The 15,154-nt window shown below is 57.3% G+C and carries 11 protein-coding genes; all 11 read right to left on the bottom strand.

Annotation, left to right across the window (positions count from 1 at the left end; genetic code table 11):
• Positions 1-159: 159 nt before the first annotated feature.
• The 11 genes from ACAW75_RS06645 to ACAW75_RS06595 all read right to left on the bottom strand — a co-directional run bounded on the left by ACAW75_RS06645 (position 160) and on the right by ACAW75_RS06595 (position 14,955).
• Positions 160-1,632, bottom strand: coding sequence for a phytoene desaturase family protein (locus ACAW75_RS06645; protein ID WP_370727903.1), 1,473 nt, complete (start codon positions 1,630-1,632; stop codon positions 160-162).
• Between the two features lie 17 nt (positions 1,633-1,649).
• Positions 1,650-2,864, bottom strand: coding sequence for a sulfite dehydrogenase (gene soxC / locus ACAW75_RS06640; protein WP_370727902.1), 1,215 nt, complete (start codon positions 2,862-2,864; stop codon positions 1,650-1,652).
• 155 nt (positions 2,865-3,019) lie between these two features.
• Positions 3,020-3,634, bottom strand: a complete 615-nt coding sequence (locus tag ACAW75_RS06635; protein ID WP_370727901.1) for a c-type cytochrome — start codon at positions 3,632-3,634, stop codon at positions 3,020-3,022.
• Entirely contained in the window at positions 3,627-5,261 is a 1,635-nt protein-coding gene (locus tag ACAW75_RS06630; protein ID WP_370727900.1) for a hypothetical protein, read from the bottom strand. Before ACAW75_RS06630 ends, ACAW75_RS06635 begins: the two co-directional genes overlap by 8 nt.
• 94 nt (positions 5,262-5,355) lie before the next feature.
• Positions 5,356-6,774 carry a DoxX family protein gene (locus tag ACAW75_RS06625; RefSeq protein ID WP_370727899.1) on the bottom strand — a complete coding sequence of 473 codons (1,419 nt, stop codon included), beginning with the start codon at positions 6,772-6,774 and terminating at the stop codon, positions 5,356-5,358.
• Positions 6,775-6,889: 115 nt separating this feature from the next.
• Entirely contained in the window at positions 6,890-7,771 is an 882-nt protein-coding gene (locus ACAW75_RS06620; protein WP_370727898.1) for a cyanophycinase, read from the bottom strand.
• A 196-nt stretch (positions 7,772-7,967) separates the two neighbouring features.
• Positions 7,968-9,320 carry a RagB/SusD family nutrient uptake outer membrane protein gene (locus tag ACAW75_RS06615; RefSeq protein ID WP_370727897.1) on the bottom strand — a complete coding sequence of 451 codons (1,353 nt, stop codon included), beginning with the start codon at positions 9,318-9,320 and terminating at the stop codon, positions 7,968-7,970.
• Between the two features lie 176 nt (positions 9,321-9,496).
• Entirely contained in the window at positions 9,497-12,511 is a 3,015-nt protein-coding gene (locus ACAW75_RS06610; protein ID WP_370727896.1) for a SusC/RagA family TonB-linked outer membrane protein, read from the bottom strand.
• A gap of 394 nt (positions 12,512-12,905) precedes the next feature.
• Positions 12,906-13,721 (bottom strand): phytanoyl-CoA dioxygenase family protein, encoded by an 816-nt coding sequence (locus ACAW75_RS06605; RefSeq protein WP_370727895.1) that lies wholly within the window; start codon positions 13,719-13,721, stop codon positions 12,906-12,908.
• 36 nt (positions 13,722-13,757) lie between these two features.
• The gene (locus ACAW75_RS06600; RefSeq protein WP_370727894.1) at positions 13,758-14,687 is read right to left on the bottom strand and encodes a DUF1684 domain-containing protein; all 930 of its coding nucleotides are present in this window, start codon (positions 14,685-14,687) and stop codon (positions 13,758-13,760) included.
• Between the two features lie 4 nt (positions 14,688-14,691).
• Positions 14,692-14,955 (bottom strand): hypothetical protein, encoded by a 264-nt coding sequence (locus tag ACAW75_RS06595; RefSeq protein ID WP_370727893.1) that lies wholly within the window; start codon positions 14,953-14,955, stop codon positions 14,692-14,694.
• Between the last annotated feature and the right edge of the window lie 199 nt (positions 14,956-15,154).

Below are 15,154 nucleotides of genomic sequence, written 5' to 3'. Positions count from 1 at the left end.
CCCATCCTGATTCTCAGCGTGCCGTAGGTACGCTACAGCCGAGCAAGTTGCGTACCTACGGCACGCTGTGGATGAGTCTAACAATGCCGTTTTCTACCGACGCTGCGCTGTTGAATCCCTACGGGATGATAAAAGGCGCTGCCCGTTCATAACGCTGGATTACGATGTCAGGTTAATCGGAACATCTTTGCCGAACCTGTCGCGCAGGACGACGCGGGCGGCGTGGTAGCCACACATGCCGTGAACGCCCCCGCCCGGTGGCGTGGCCGACGAGCAGATGAACATACCTGTCTCTGAGGTCCGGTAGGGCGTCAGGCTGATCGTGGGGCGGGTGAACAGTTGACGGGCGTCGATGATGCCGCCGTTGATATCGCCGCCTACGTAGTTGGGGTTCCAGGCCTCGACCTGCGCTGTGTTCATGGTGTGGCGGGCCAGAATCAGCTGGCGGAAGCCGGGCGCGAAGCGTTCTACCTGCCCTTCAATCTGAGCGGTCATATCCACGGTCGAGCCGTTGGGTACGTGGCAGTAGGCCCAGGCGGTATGTTTACCGGCGGGGGCGCGAGTGGCGTCGAAGCGGCTTTGCTGAGCCAGTAATACATACGGCCGGTCAGGATGTTTGCCGTCGTAGGTCTGCTGTTCGGCCATCACGATTTCTTCGAGCGTACCGCCAAGGTGAATCGTGCCAGCACGCTGGCAATCGGCGTTGGTGAACGGAATGGGGCCATCGAGCGCCCAGTCGACTTTGAAGATGCCGGGGCCGTAGCGGTAGTTTTCCAGTTGTTTCCGGTACAGCGTCGAAAAACGATCACCGGCGATGCTCAGGATTTGTTTTGGCGTTAGATCGAACAACACAACCGGACCACCAGCCGCCCGCGTTTTGGGAATATCGGCCAGCGTGCGCACGGTTCGATCGGTTTGTATCTCGCCGCCCAGCGACCGGAAATACGACGCCAGCGCGTTGGCAATTTGCTGCGAACCGCCTTTGGGCATAGGCCATCCCCGCTGATGACCGGCCGCCATCAGCACCAGTGCAATGGCCGAGGTGGTCAGGTTGGTCAGTGGCTGAATCGCGTGAGCGGCCATGCCTGCCAGCAACGCCCGCGCTTCGGTAGTTTTGAAGCGGTTGGCCAGGTACGTTGCCGGTGGTAAGGCATCAAGCCCAAACATCGCCAGATCGATCGGGTGTTTCGGGAAGCGTAACGGCCCCAGTACGTCGACAGCCAGCGTCGGCCAATGCTGAACGATCGGCTCCATCAGCTTCAGGTACGTTGCCTCATCGGCGCCCAGCGTGCGGGCGGTGTCGGCAACGGGGCCGGTCAATAGTGCGGCTTTCCCGCCGTCGAGCGGGTGGGCAGCGGCAACGGGCGGGTAGATCCATTCCAGGCCATGTTCGGCCAGCGGTAAACTCTGGAATAAGGGTGAGCCTGCCGCCAGCGGATGAATGGCCGATCCCATATCGTGCATAAAGCCGGGCAGGGTCAACTCGGCCGAGCGGGTGCCGCCGCCAATAACAGACCGGGCCTCGAGCACCACCACCGACAGTCCGGCCCGCGCCAGCACAATGGCCGCGCTCAGTCCGTTGGGGCCAGACCCCACAACAACGGCGTCATATTGTTTGTCAGGTGCATTCATATCGGTTACGCTTGCCGTCAGCGGGTCGCGTTCAGGTTTTCGGGTTGGTGCAATACCCGCCCGTCGGGTTTCAGTTGCCAGGCCGTTACCGGATTCAGGTGATAACCGCCCATATCAGGCCCTCGTGCGTCAACAAGTTGCCGAAAGGTAGGCTGAGTATAGCCCGTTTCGTCGGTTACCCGACTCATGATCAGGGTTTCGTTGCCATTCCACCGCCAAAGATGCCGAAAAACGGTGTGTGCTTTATCCAAAACCGGATCTTGTAAGTCGGCCGTCTGCCACGTCTTCCCCGCATCGGTGCTCACCTCGACCCGAAGGACCTTTCCGCGGCCGCTCCAGGCCAGCCCCCGAATCTCGATCCAGCCGCGCTCGATCTGGGCTGGGTACGTTGGAAACGTGATGATGCTCCGGGCGTCGATATCGAAACTGAACTGCCGGATCTTGTTATCCTTAATCGCTTCGGTATATTTTGACGTTTCTTCGCGGGTGTGCCAGGGCGCGTCGCCCAACTCGATTCGCCGGAGCCGTTTCACGCTGGTATTCCCTTCCCAGCCCGGCAGAAACAGCCTGACCGGATAGCCCTGTTCCGGACGGATGGCCTCGCCGTTTTGGGCGTAGGCAATAAGGGCATCGTCCCAACCTTTACGAACGGGAATACTTCGCGTCATCAGGGCCGCATCGCCTCCTTCGGCCAGAAACCAGCTGGCTTTCCCGCGAACGCCCACCTCCCGAAACAACGTCGACAACCGAACGCCGGTCCACTCGCTTTGGCTGGTCAGGCCGCAAATATCCTGTGGCGTCATGGTTTCTTTTCCCGTCCGGAAGTTGCCCGAACATTCCAGAAACGCGATGCGCGACACCGACGGAAACCGTTTCAGATCGGCCAGCGTAAACACGGTTGGCCGGTCGACCAGTCCGTGAATCGTCAACGAGTAAGTGGCCGGGTCGATGGTCGGTACGCCGTTGTGATGCCGCTCGAAATGCAGGTCCGACGGGGTGATCATGCCCTTGACATCCTGCAACGGCGACCGCGACGAAATAGCAGACGGTGCCTTCGCCAGTTTCTCGAAGGTCGACCGTGTTCCCACTTTTCCCGGCGGAACGCCCATCTGCTTCGTCGGGTCATCGGGAACACCGATCTGCAACCCCTTGGCAAAGGAGGTTTGTACCATTGCCACGGCCATCGCACCGCCCAGCAGGCTGCGGCGCGTGATCTTCTGGTCGTTGTTCATTGAGTTCGTTGATGAAATGGTTGGTGGTTGTTAGCCTGTAGTTGTGTTGTTGAGCGTGGTTGTTTCGCGCTGTAGGTTGCTTTCGCGTAGTCGAAGGGCCACGCGAAAGCAACCACGTGAAAGCAATCAATCTATATCAGCGATAAGCATACCTTTCACCGGATCGTTGGGCCGCCGGTGCGGTCGTCGGGGACGAAGTTGGGTTGGGCGGGCATGCGGATGGTGGGGAGGATTTTGGCATTGAGAATGGTTTTTTCGTCGATGAGCTTGTTGGCGTGGAGCAGAAAGGCGGTCAAAGCATAGACCTCGTCGTTGGTCAGCGAGCCGGGTTGGTTGAACGGCATAGCCCGGCGCACGTAGTCGAAGACGGTGGTGGCATAGGGCCAGTAATTGCCAATCACCTTGTCGGGCCGTTTATTGGCGGATGTTGGCGTTACGATCAGCGCTCCGTTGGGGCCACCCGTGCCGCCAGCGCCATGACAGGCTGAACACTTAGCCGCAAAAATCACCGCGCCGGTCGCTACCGTGCCCAACCCGGCGGGTAAGCCCGTGCCATCGGGCCGGACGTCGATATCGAGGGGGGCGATCTGTGTGGCCGTCGCTGGTTTTCCGAAACCGAACGTACCTGGACCGAACTGGGCGGGTAAGGTGTCGGGCTTGCTCCGGGTTATCTCGGATGTTGTTCCGGCCAAAGGCAACTTGACTGGCGTGGCTTTCCAGTCAGGCCAACTGAGCAGCAAGGTGGGCAGTAGCAGCCACGGCTTAGTCATAGCGGCCGGCTTTCAAGGTGCTTTCCGTTAAGGCGTAGGGCCTGACAATGCGGTCTAGTACCACGTAGATCGAGTCTTTCTTCTCATTGATACCGGTCAGCACTACGCGTGAACCATCGGTTGTCTGGTAGCGGAGAACCATCCGTTTCCGCTCGGCAGGCTTACTCTCTTCGATCAGGCCCCGCTGGCGTCGGGTAGTCTGCACCAACGGATGCACCTTCGTAAACTCGTCGCCGATGTTGGCCCGTGCCTGCGCCGGAATCCACTGTTTCTCCGAAATCGCGTTCGGACTTTTTGTTTGCTCTTTCCGACGGCGGGTACCACTCTCGCCCGGATTACCCGCGCCGGGCGCATCCTCGCGGGGGCCATTCAGGCGTACTTTATCCTGCAAATACAGCGTCTGGTTTACGGTGTCGGCATCGTAGTAGAAGACCCGTTGGCCACCCGCTACGCCCGTTACTTCAAACGTCCGGTTCAGGTCGCGCATGGGAGCGCCGCCGCCGTTGCTCAGATCGAGTCTGGCAGGGTGGTTCACCTTGACCGTCAGCGTACTCCAGTTCTCGAAAGTGGCTTCCTGCCAGCGTGTCGAGCCGGTCTGGCTGTAGGGGATGGGCTGGCCATTGAGTTTGAATTCGGTCACGGCGTAGTTGCCGCGCAGCTCGCGAATACCGCGCTGGGCGGGTTGCTTGTAGGGGTCGTAAATGAAATTGACAACTTGCAGGTAGAACAGCACGCCAATGAAGAGAAACAGGGTAGCGGCTTTCAGGCCATAGCGTGTCCAGCGCTGCCAGGCTTTCGGGAACGTGGGGTAATGGTAAACCGGCACCGTGAAGCGTTCGCGTACCAGCAGGCTCCAGGCGAACGGCACGTCGTACCACATCAGAAAAGCCGCCAGCAGCACGAAGTAAGAACTGTAGACATGCACGCCCCCGTCGTAGGCGAGGTTGACATACACGATGTCGGCCAGGGCACCGAACAGCAGCGCCGCGCCCAGGAAGGTGGTTTTGCGGAAGAAAAGGAACACGCCCGCCGCCACTTCGACTACGCCGGTGAACACCTCGTACCAGGGCACAATGCCGATCGATAGCCAGTACAGTTTCTGGGCCGTGAGGTCGCCGAAATTGGCGTTCATGATGCCCAGCGACGGGTAAGGCAGTTGCGTTGGCAGCAGTTTCGTGAAGCCAAACCCGATGATGCCGATGCCCGCCCGGTAACGCGCCACCACGCGAAGCCAGTAGTACAGTAAGTTATAGTTGACTGGCTCCGACTGGCGGATTTTTACAATACCGGTCCAGATCGCTCCGCCGACGATAGCCGCCAGAAGCGTAATGATCCAGGGCGCATAGCCGAGCAACGGACTGCCAAACAGGGTATTGCCGAACAGGCTCAGGCCGGAGCCAAACCGGGCAATGTCATACAGGTCGCGGTAGTGCAGGTTCGTCCAGTCAAGAGCTACGACATCGCGGTACCAGCCGACGTTGTTCGGTAGGGCCATGGCGATGAAGAAGATGAACGCGATCCGAAACGCGATCTTTTCCGTGTTGGACCAGCCGCTTTGTTTTAGCCCGGCAGGCGGGGGAGCCAAAGTTACTGGCCGCTGCCCGGCAGGTGTTTGAGTGGTTATCATGGGGAATGTTAGTTGAAATTTTGAGGGTGGCCTGCTGGCGCGTGTGTAGAGACGCTAAATCTTGCGTCTCTACGGTAGCCGGATGGTACGCCGATTACAAAGTCAATCCTTTTCTACGTCCGGCTTTGGCGGCTTCGTACAGCAGGTATTTCTTGTCTACCCGTTCCAGCACGGCGTAAACCGAGTCGCTTTGGGCGTTTATACCGGCCAGTACCAACGTACCTGCCTCAGGACGTTCGTAGTGAAACCGGAACGTATCGGCGGGGTGCTGGGGATTACGGAGTTGTAGCATTTGGGTAGCTCCCGATTGGCCATCTACCGGATTGTAGTGGTAATAATGCCGCCCGATCTGACCCGACCACTCGAACGTCCGGGCCGAATCTGGTCCGCTCACGGCCTCCTCATTCAGGCTGGCCAGTGAAGCTGAACCGGGGCGACGGATGCTGAACGTATTCCATTTTTCGACCACGACGTTCTGCCAGCGCAACGAATCAGACGGCGATGGTGGTCGGGTCTGTCCGTTCAGGCGAAACTCCCGGACCGTATACAAGCCCGCCGCGTCAGACAGACTGGCGTTTTTCGAAACATTCGGGTACTGATGACCACCCTGCCGCCAGGCCCCGTAGGCCGATAGTCCGTAGGAGAGAATCAATAACGCGGCTACGGCTTTACCCGCCAGCCGGGCCGATTGCTGCCAGCCTTCGGCAAGTGTGAGTCGGTAACGGTTGGGTGCCGTTGGTTGGCCAAGTACCAGCAGATTATACAGTCGGAACCCGTCGTAGGCCAGCAGGTATAGGGCAAGGCTAATCAGGAACAGGCTGTAGACCGTGTCGCCACCGCCATACGCGATGTTCGACATGAAGACGTTGCCCGTAAAAAACACCGTGATGAAGGCACCAATGGTAGCCGAGCGACGGGTGAGCAACAACAGGCCGGCGATTGTTTCGACCAGTCCGAGAAACGCCTGATAGGAGGGGACTACGCCCAGCGTGAGCGCAAAGATTTTCCACTCGGTCAGCTCACCGTAGGGTGTATTCAGGTGGCTCAGCGACGGTTCGGCTGCCTGAATCGGGAACAGCTTAATAAGGCCGAACGCCAGTAGACCAGCCGCCAGCCGGTAACGGATCAGAATGCGCAACCAGGCGTTCAACTGGTTGTAGTCAAGCACGGGTTTGCCTGCGTCTATCCGATTTTGCTCCCAGATCGACCAGCCGAACGTACCCAGACCAGCCAGCCCTGCCGCTATGATCCAGTTTAGGAATGAACCACTGTCGCCGACGAAGTTGGGTGTGTATTTGGCCAGCTTAAACAACGGCTGATAAAAACCGTACTGCCAGTTGGCGTTGAACAGATCGCGCCAGAACGACGGGGTCAGCGGTACAATCTGAATCAGAAAATACAGCGCAAAAAAGCGAAACAGGCCCTTTTCAGCGGATTTCCAGCCTGAATTAGGCAAAGCAGTAGCTGAACGGCCTTCCCAGGAGGGATGCGGCTCGTTGAAAGAGGTACTCATAAGTATTGAATGTTTTAGGTTTGTGTTGCTTTTGCTGTAGGCCCTTCGACTAGGCCGGTCCGCCGTGGTCCGGCCTAGTCGAAGGGCCTAGCTCGCGAAGCCAACTATTCCCACACTACTTCGCCGGTTCGTTCGGACGAGGTGCCGGTTGGTTGATTACTTTGCGCGCCTGCAAATCGAACTTTTGCCCTTTCGTGAGAAAGTAAAACGGTCCACCGCTGCTATTCTGACCCGACGGATACTTCGCGTTGCTGTTGATCTGGTTGATGTCGTAGATGCCCACCAGTGAACTGCCAATGACCTCGAACGTGTTCTTCTGTACCACCACTGCCGTGCTCTCGTCGATACCGATGCCCAGCAGTTCAGGCCGTGCTTTAATGACCTCGATCAGGTCGAACTGCCGATTCCGGCGCAATACGTGCTGATCGACGGTCAGGTTCTTCACGAAGGCCAGTCCTTCAGTATGGTCGCCCACCATGATGCTGTTGCCTTTTGTGTCGCCCCGCACCATGAACGAGCCCAGAATGGTAGCGCCCGCCGAGGTACCACCAATCACACCGCCCCGGCCAAGCAGTTCGTTGAACTCCTTATGCGCCAGCGTGTTGAGGTACGAGTCAGCCAGCCGCCAGTGCCGACCTCCTTCAAACCAAACGGCCGTTGCCTGCCGAATCGGTGCCACGAATGATTCCTGATTGGCCTGTTTCGGGTCGCGGGTGTGGAGCAGGGTCACGTTGGCGGCGCCCAGTTCCTGAAGTCGCTTCTGGGTACGTTGCCCACTGGCAGTCAGCGTCGAATCGTCACCCGCCGTAGGAATGACAATGATCCGGGCGTTGGCTTTACCACCCGCCAGGTCGATAAAACGGTTCCAGATGTCGGGCGAAATAGCGCCACCCCCGACGATTACCACGGCCCCCTTCTCTGGGCCAGTCGTTTGTGCAGATAGTTGCCCGGCAAAGAGGGCCAAAAAGAGGACGATATACGTGAAGCGAGTTTTCATAAGAATAGTTTGTGTGTTTACCCCACGGCAGCGGCCGACCGTCCCGGCCCCTCCCCTGAAAACAGGGGAGGGGAGCAATGCGCCGCTTTCCTAAATGACTGATGAAATCGGTCAATATGGAAAAGCAGCGCGTTAGCCCCTCCCCTGTTTTCAGGGGAGGGGTTGGGACGGTCGGCCGCTGCCGTGGGGTAGTAAGTTAATACCCCTTGTTCTGCGTCAGGGCTTTATCGGCCAGGATTTCACTGGTTGGGATGGGGAATACGTATTTGTTGGCATCGGTGATGCCCAAGACCGTAGCTATGCGGCCGGTGCGGATGAGGTCGAACCAACGGTCGGTTTCGAAGGCGAATTCGAGCCGACGTTCGTTCTCGATGGCGCGTAGAAGGGCATCGGTGGTCGGGGTTGTGGTGCTGGTCAGGGCGGTCAAGTCGGCGCGGCTGCGAACGGCATTGATGTCGGTCAGCGCGTCGGCGGGCTTATTCAGTTTCGCCCGCGCTTCGGCCCTGATCAGGTATAGCTCGGCGATGCGAATCAGGTAGGCCGGGTCGGTGCCGGTGGGCGTTCGGTAATACAGCTTACCATACCACAGGTTGCCGGGAGCAGCCGTCTGCCCAATCACCGCCGACCGGTTGCCCCCTATGGCCGGGTCAGTCAACAGACTCACCAGTTGCGCGTTGGGTGCCCACTCCCGCCGACCACTCAACGCAGGCGGTAACCACCAGTTGAAATGTCCATTCTTGAACGAGTTGGAATACGCCAACTCAAAAATTGACTCCGTTGTGTTCACGGCATTGTTGGCAAAAAACGCGCTGTATGGCTTCACCAGCTTGTAGTTAGTGGCATCGTCGATGATCTTGCTGGCATAAGCGTCGGCCTGCTCCCATTCCTGCCGGTAGAGATGATACCGTGCGCGTAAGGCCCAGACCGTTTTGCGCGTCACGCGGTTACGGTTGGTCGTAGCGGTCAGTAGCGGTTCGGCGGCGGTCAGGTCGGCGAGTACCTGTGCGTAGGTATCGGCCAGACTACTGCGCGTAATGCCCGTGTTCTCGGCGGCGGTATGCGTTGGTTTGAGCACCAGCTGCACGCCACCCCAACCCCGCGCCAGGTCGAAATAGGCCAGCGCCCGAATGGTCAGCGCTTCGCCCTGGATCTGGCCTTTGCGCGCATCTGTCAGCAGCGGATCGGTTAGCTTCGGTACGGCTTCGAGCAGGTAATTGGCCGCCAGAATGGTCTGGTAAATACCCTGCCATGCCTGCGATACGTACCCATTGTCGGCGGTCAGCTTACGGGCCGTAATTTCCTGCGGAGCCCCCTGCGAGCCTGTCCATTGAATGTCGCCGCCCGACAAATACGACAAAGCCGGGAAGTTTGAGCCGTAATAATTGTCGTTGCCCAGGCGGTTATACAGCCCGTTCAGCGCCACCTCGGCTGTGTTCGCTGACGTAATAGCCCGCTGTTCGTCCACCTGCAACACAGGCTGAACGTCCAGAAAAGTGCTGCATCCTGTAAGTAAGAGCAGCAGTGGTAGGAAGAATGTTGTCTTTTTCATAGTGGAGGTTGTTTGACCCCACCCCCGGCCCCTCCCCTGAAACCAGGGGAGGGGAGCAATGCGCCGCTTTCCTACATGCAAACTGAGATTAGTCAACATGGCAAAGCGAAGCATTAGACCCCTCCCCTGAAAACAGGGGAGGGGTTGGGACGGTCCGCCGCCGCGGTGGGGTACTTTTACAAGGTCAGATTAAGGCCAAACTGGGCGGTTCTTGGAATGGGGGGCGTACCCAGGTCTTGCCCTTGCGTGCTTTGGTTGGCGGTTACGTTCACTTCGGGGTCGGGGCCCTGGTACTTGCTGATCAGGAAGAGGTTCGAGCCGTTGTAATACACCCGCGCCGATGAGATGCCCACTTTACGCAGCCATACTTTGGGAAGCGTATAGCCCAGAACGACGCTGCTGAGCCGGATGAACGAGCCATCTTCAATGAAGCGGCTGTTTGGATTCAGGTTGTAGTTGTTGCCCAGCGTCGTCACGCGAGGTACGTCGGTGATGTCGCCGGGTTTCTGCCAACGGTTCAACTGGTTCTTGTTGATGGCCCGCCGGTCATCCCGCGTTCCGCCCGATTCGTGGAAGAACCGGTTGTTGTTATTGACCAGGTTGCCCGACGTGAAGCTGACCAGCACCGACAGGTCGAAGCCGCCATACGTAACGGTATTGTTCAGACCGCCGACGAATTTGGGCAGGGCCGTGCCCACATACTGCCGATCGGCCGCCGTGATCACGCCATCTTTGTTGTAATCGTCGTAGATCGCGTCGCCGGTTTCGGGGTTAACCCCCAACTGTTTGTAGACGAAGAACGCATGGTACGGATAGCCCTGCACCAGCCGCTCCACGTTGTAGCTGGCATCGACCGGGATCGATAGTTTTTCGATGCGGTTCTTATTGGTCGAAATAGTGAAGTTAGTGCTCCAGGTCAGGCCTTTCGTCTGGATGTTGACCGTGTTCAGGCCAAACTCAAGCCCCCGGTTGCTGACCTCGCCGTCGTTGCGGAAGATGCTCGAGAAGCCGGTGCTTTGCGCCAGTGGCACCTGGATCAGCAGATCGTAGGTGTACTTTTCGTAGGCGTTTACTTCCAGCGCTACCCGGTTATTGAACAGGCCGATGTTCAGCCCGGCGTTGATCTGGCGGGTGGTTTCCCACTTCAGGTCAGGGTTAGCCAGTTGCGTGGGGAACGTACCTGGGTTGTCCTGGTAGTTGTAGCCGCCGCCCCACAGACCGCGCGACGCGAAATCGTTGATGCCGTTCTGGTTGCCCGTCCAGCCGACACTGGCGCGAAGTTTCAAGTCGCTGATCGCCCGCACATCCTGCAAAAAGTTTTCCTGCTTGATCTGCCAGGCTATCCCCGCCGATGGGAAATAGCCCCAGCGATGGTTGGCACCAAACCGGCTCGAGGCATCGGCGCGGAGGCTGGCTTCGATGAAATACTTCCTGGCAAAATTGTAGTCGACCCGCCCAAAGAACGACGTGAGCCGGTTCTGGCTCCGGTTCGACGAGGACGTAGTGACCGAGGCCGACGCAATCTGCTTGAAATCGTCGGATGGGAAGTTCGTGCCCTGGGCGAGGGTTTGTTTGGACGTGTTACCCTGGATGGTGTTGCCAATGAGCAGACCAAACGAATGCTGCTCGCCCAGCGTCTTGCGGTAGTTGAGCGTCTGTTCGTTGATCCAGATCATGTTCTGGCTAAGGCTCGACGTAGCCAGCCCTTTGCTGGCCGCCCCCCGGTTGGTGAGCGTGTTCCAGTACTCGTTTTCGTCGTACAGGTTATAGTCCAGGCTCCAGCTGCTGCGGAATTTCAGGCCCGAAACAATATCCCATTCGCCGTAGATATTGCCGATGTAACGCGTACTCACCGACTGCATATCGGTGTTATTGATCAGCACGTCGAGGTTATCGAAGCCGGCCCATTTGGCGTAGGTCCCATCAGCATTGAATTTCGGTAGGTACGTTGGTGTGTGTAAGGCCGCCTGCAAAATGCCACCCTGTGGTCCGTCGCCCACCCGTGCATTGGTCCGGTTCGATTGCGAGAAAATGTTGCTCGTGCCAATGCGAATTCTATCGGTCAGTTCATGGTCGAGGTTGAGTTTGAAGCTGGCCCGGGCAAAGTCGTTGGTGCGCAAGGTAGCCTGCTGACTGGTGTAGCCGCCGCCCAGGTAAAAGCGCGTCTGCTGGTTACCACCCGAAACGCTCAGGTCGTAATTCTGCAGTTTGCCCGCCCGGAAAATGTCGCCCAACCGGTCGTAGGTAGGTTGTTCTTCGGGCAGGCCGCGACCACCTTCGTAAACCGGGCGAAAGGGACGCGTGGCGACCGATTTGCCATCGTTTATCCACGCTTCGTTGATGATCGTGGCGTGTTCGGGACCGGTCACCAGATCCCAGAGTTTAGGGGCCCATGCCTGTCCGCCCGATGTGTTCAGGGTCACTTTCGTTTTGGCGTTGTACGTACCCCGTTTCGTCGTGATCACCACCACGCCATTGGCCGCCCGCGCGCCATAAATAGCCGTCGCTTCGGCGTCTTTCAGGATTGAAATCGACTCAATATCAGCGGGGTTGATGTCGGCCAGCGGGTTGTTGGCTTGCCCCTGCGTCGTTATTTTCTGGAGGCTGTTGTTGTTGATGAACACGCCATCGACTACATACAGCGGGTCGTTGCTGGCGTTGATCGACGTGTTGCCCCGAATGCGGAAGTAGAGCCCGTCGCCCGGCACGCCCGTATTGGCCGATACCTGTACACCGGCCACACGCCCCTGCAACTGCTGCTCGAAACTAGCCACAGGCCGCGTCTTTATCTCGTCGGCATTGATCTGCGAAACGGCTCCGATCAGGTTCTTACGGTCCTGCGTGCCGTAGCCAACCACAACCAATTCGCTGAGTTGCGAGGCCGATTCCTTGAGCACAATATCGAACTGGGTTGAACTGCCCACATTGCCCACCGTTGCTTCGGCATTTTCGTAGCCGATAGCCGAAATGACCAGCACCTGCCCTGGTCCGGCGCTGATCGAGTAACGGCCGTTGCCGTCAGTACTTGCCCCCTTGTTTTGTCCCTTGAGAACGACGTTTGCGCCGGGGATGGGTTCCGTGCCGGATCGGACCGTTCCGGTAATGGTGGCTGTTTGCGCCTGTGCCTTGCCGGGCAGTAAGGCGCTGGTAAGTAGCAGAAAAACGGCTACCAATCGAATAAAAATTTGCATTATTGTAGTGGTTACGTGAAAGATGAGGTCTTGCCGGACCTTGTTTGTACCAGCCGGAACGGTTGCCGCCGTTTCGGCTTTTTTATTTATGGTCAACTCAGTTGCCGCCAGGCTGACCATGGTATGCGTATTGTGCGTTAGAAAAAAGGGTGTTGTTTTTCGTTGATTATTTGTTCCAGTGTATTACTTCGCTCTTCTCGTTGTCGCTTGCCTGTGGCGAGTGACCTGTATCGGTAGGGTCGCAACGGCGCACCACTCCGGCCCGGAGGTTACCGTTTACCAAGGTTAACTACATATCCGTTTATTGGCTACCACCGGGCCAGCGGCCCTGTCGATAAGTGTCACTCGCCACAGGCGAGCGACAACGGAAGGAGTAAACCGCTCATTTTCAGAGTTAATCCTGAATACGTTTGGCAAAACGGTGGTAAAAGGGCGTTTTGCTGCTGGCATCTTTCGGTTTGAAATCGCCGGTGATGATCGGAATGTACATCACCCGCCGCCGACTGGCCGCCCCGAAATTTGGTGATTGCTCAACGCGGTGCCAGAGATTACCGTTGTGAATGGTCAGGTCACCTGCTTCGATGTCGAAGCCCACCTCGCGGCGGTCGGGGCGATGGTCGATAAACTGTTTTTTCCGGAACAGTGTCATCAGCGTATGTTGCCGATGGGTGCCGGGCAGCACACGCAGACCACCATTGCTTTGCGGGCAATCGTCGAGGTGCAGGCCCACATTCAGCATAGGCAGAATGCGTTGCCCCAGGAATAGATCGCGCGGACTATCGGTATGCCAGCCCATGCGCGAGAAATTGCTCTCCGGCGTTCTGACGTAGTGGTTCACCACCAGCCCATCTTTCTCTTCCGGACTGATACGACCGTCGTACGGAGCTAACAACTGGGTCAGCCCCTGGAGGCGTTCGTCTTTCAGGAACTGACGTAGCACCGGGCTGAACATCGAGGTGAACGCAAACCGTTGCACGATTCGCTGGCCATGTTCATTGTAACCGAACTTGAGCGGTGTTCCGTTTACTTTCTCTACGCCCTCGGCCAGCCACTGCGATTCGATCCATTGAATTTCAGAAAGAAATAAATCAACAGTCGGTTTGTCAACGAAGTGTTTGATATGAATGAAGCCGTTCCGGTTGAAGAAGGCGAGTTGGTCAGCGGTTAAGAACTGAGTAAGGCGGGGAGTTGCGTTTGTTGTGTTTAGCATGTTGTTGTCAGATAAGGTGAGTCCGTTTGTGATGAATCAGTGGTCGCCGTAGCGTTTTTCGCCCGCCCGGATAGCCAGCGCCAGCCGGTTTTGCTTTGGTGGAATCGGACAGGTGGCATAAGGCGTAAAAGCGCAGGGCGGGTTGATGCTCTGGTTGAAATCGATTACCGTTTGCCCATCGGCTCCTGGCTTGTCGACATATAAAAATCGGCCCGATCCGTAGGTGTCGTGGGTGTTGGTCTGGTCGCCGAAGAGAATGAAAAGTTTGTCGCCCTCGCCTATCGCATCGAGTCGGTGTGTTTGTCCATTCAGGTCGAATACCAACGTACCTGCGAGCGGCTGCTGGGCCGTTTGCCCGGTCACGTCCAGGATTGGAATGGTACGGACCGATGCCGGTTGTTCGAGCTGTGCCTTTACCCGAAAGGCTTCATCGACAGGAAACCGATCGATGCCTTTAAAGGCCGTCAGTGAGGGGCTGTCGAGATCCCGTAAACGAAGCGCGTACCGATTGCCCCGTTTAATGACGAACCAGCGGAGCGAGCCGTGCGATAGCGTAACGGGTTTGGCCAAAGTTGCCGAAAAAACGGTTTTCCTGTCTAAAACGGGCTGGCCATCGGCTTGGACTACAGCGCCCGGTGCCGGGTCAAACTGCACGGATCCGTTCGCTAGCTGGAACGTACCCAGCTGCTCGGGCGCCTTTCCGCTGGGGAACGTGAGTTCATTGCCGGGGTCGGCACCCGCCCGATTGATTCCTTCTTTCAGCCAGAGTAAACCGGCCAGATTCAGCCAGCCATTTTCGTTTTTCAACGATTCGATCCGTTTACGGTGCCACTCGTTGAGCTGATCGCGGTACGATGGATTATCGGCCCGGAAGCCAGCGAGGGCGAGCAGCGCAAGGCCCCAAATCCAGAAAAACGTTTTGGCGTAGGGACTTGTCGGGCCTGTTTCCTGTTGTAATTCGTCCATTGTATTAGTTGGTTTGTTGTACACTGACCAAGCCTTTGATGGCCCGCAACTGATAATCGATAAGCGACCATTGAGCCATATCGTCAGCCTGTACGGTCAGGTAGCCGTTCACCCGAATACCATCCCCCTCAAACGATAAGCCCGTGATCCGGCAATGCTCATCCTGCGGAATGGCGTTGGCCACGTCGCTGACGAAATTGAGCCGGTCGAAGCCTATGATCCGGTATACAGATTGCTGATAGGATGGGGGCTGATAATTAGTATTCATAATCTACAGAGTTGATAGATTAATGTAGTGAATAAATAAGCCAGTTGGCAGGCTGGCTCTATCATATTCGGCTAACGTACCTGGACGGGCCGTCAGTGCGCAAAGGTTATACACAAAAAATACATCTGCAAGAAAAATATAAAAAAATGATAGTCAGCTAGTTATGTAATAGTCTATCGGGTTTAGGGGTTATTCCTGC

The sequence above is a fragment of the Fibrella arboris genome, from assembly GCF_041321095.1.
Classification (GTDB): domain Bacteria; phylum Bacteroidota; class Bacteroidia; order Cytophagales; family Spirosomataceae; genus Fibrella; species Fibrella arboris.
The sequence above is the reverse complement of the archived record's forward strand: the minus strand, read 5'-3'. Positions and strand labels throughout refer to the sequence as shown.

Excerpts from the sequence above, each read along its gene's own strand:
- ACAW75_RS06645 (WP_370727903.1), bottom strand. The coding sequence starts at position 1,632 with ATGAATGCACCTGACAAACAATATGACGCCGTTGTTGTGGGGTCTGGC.
- soxC (WP_370727902.1), bottom strand. The coding sequence starts at position 2,864 with ATGAACAACGACCAGAAGATCACGCGCCGCAGCCTGCTGGGCGGTGCG.
- ACAW75_RS06635 (WP_370727901.1), bottom strand. The coding sequence starts at position 3,634 with ATGACTAAGCCGTGGCTGCTACTGCCCACCTTGCTGCTCAGTTGGCCT.
- ACAW75_RS06630 (WP_370727900.1), bottom strand. The coding sequence starts at position 5,261 with ATGATAACCACTCAAACACCTGCCGGGCAGCGGCCAGTAACTTTGGCT.
- ACAW75_RS06625 (WP_370727899.1), bottom strand. The coding sequence starts at position 6,774 with ATGAGTACCTCTTTCAACGAGCCGCATCCCTCCTGGGAAGGCCGTTCA.
- ACAW75_RS06620 (WP_370727898.1), bottom strand. The coding sequence starts at position 7,771 with ATGAAAACTCGCTTCACGTATATCGTCCTCTTTTTGGCCCTCTTTGCC.
- ACAW75_RS06615 (WP_370727897.1), bottom strand. The coding sequence starts at position 9,320 with ATGAAAAAGACAACATTCTTCCTACCACTGCTGCTCTTACTTACAGGA.
- ACAW75_RS06610 (WP_370727896.1), bottom strand. The coding sequence starts at position 12,511 with ATGCAAATTTTTATTCGATTGGTAGCCGTTTTTCTGCTACTTACCAGC.
- ACAW75_RS06605 (WP_370727895.1), bottom strand. The coding sequence starts at position 13,721 with ATGCTAAACACAACAAACGCAACTCCCCGCCTTACTCAGTTCTTAACC.
- ACAW75_RS06600 (WP_370727894.1), bottom strand. The coding sequence starts at position 14,687 with ATGGACGAATTACAACAGGAAACAGGCCCGACAAGTCCCTACGCCAAA.
- ACAW75_RS06595 (WP_370727893.1), bottom strand. The coding sequence starts at position 14,955 with ATGAATACTAATTATCAGCCCCCATCCTATCAGCAATCTGTATACCGG.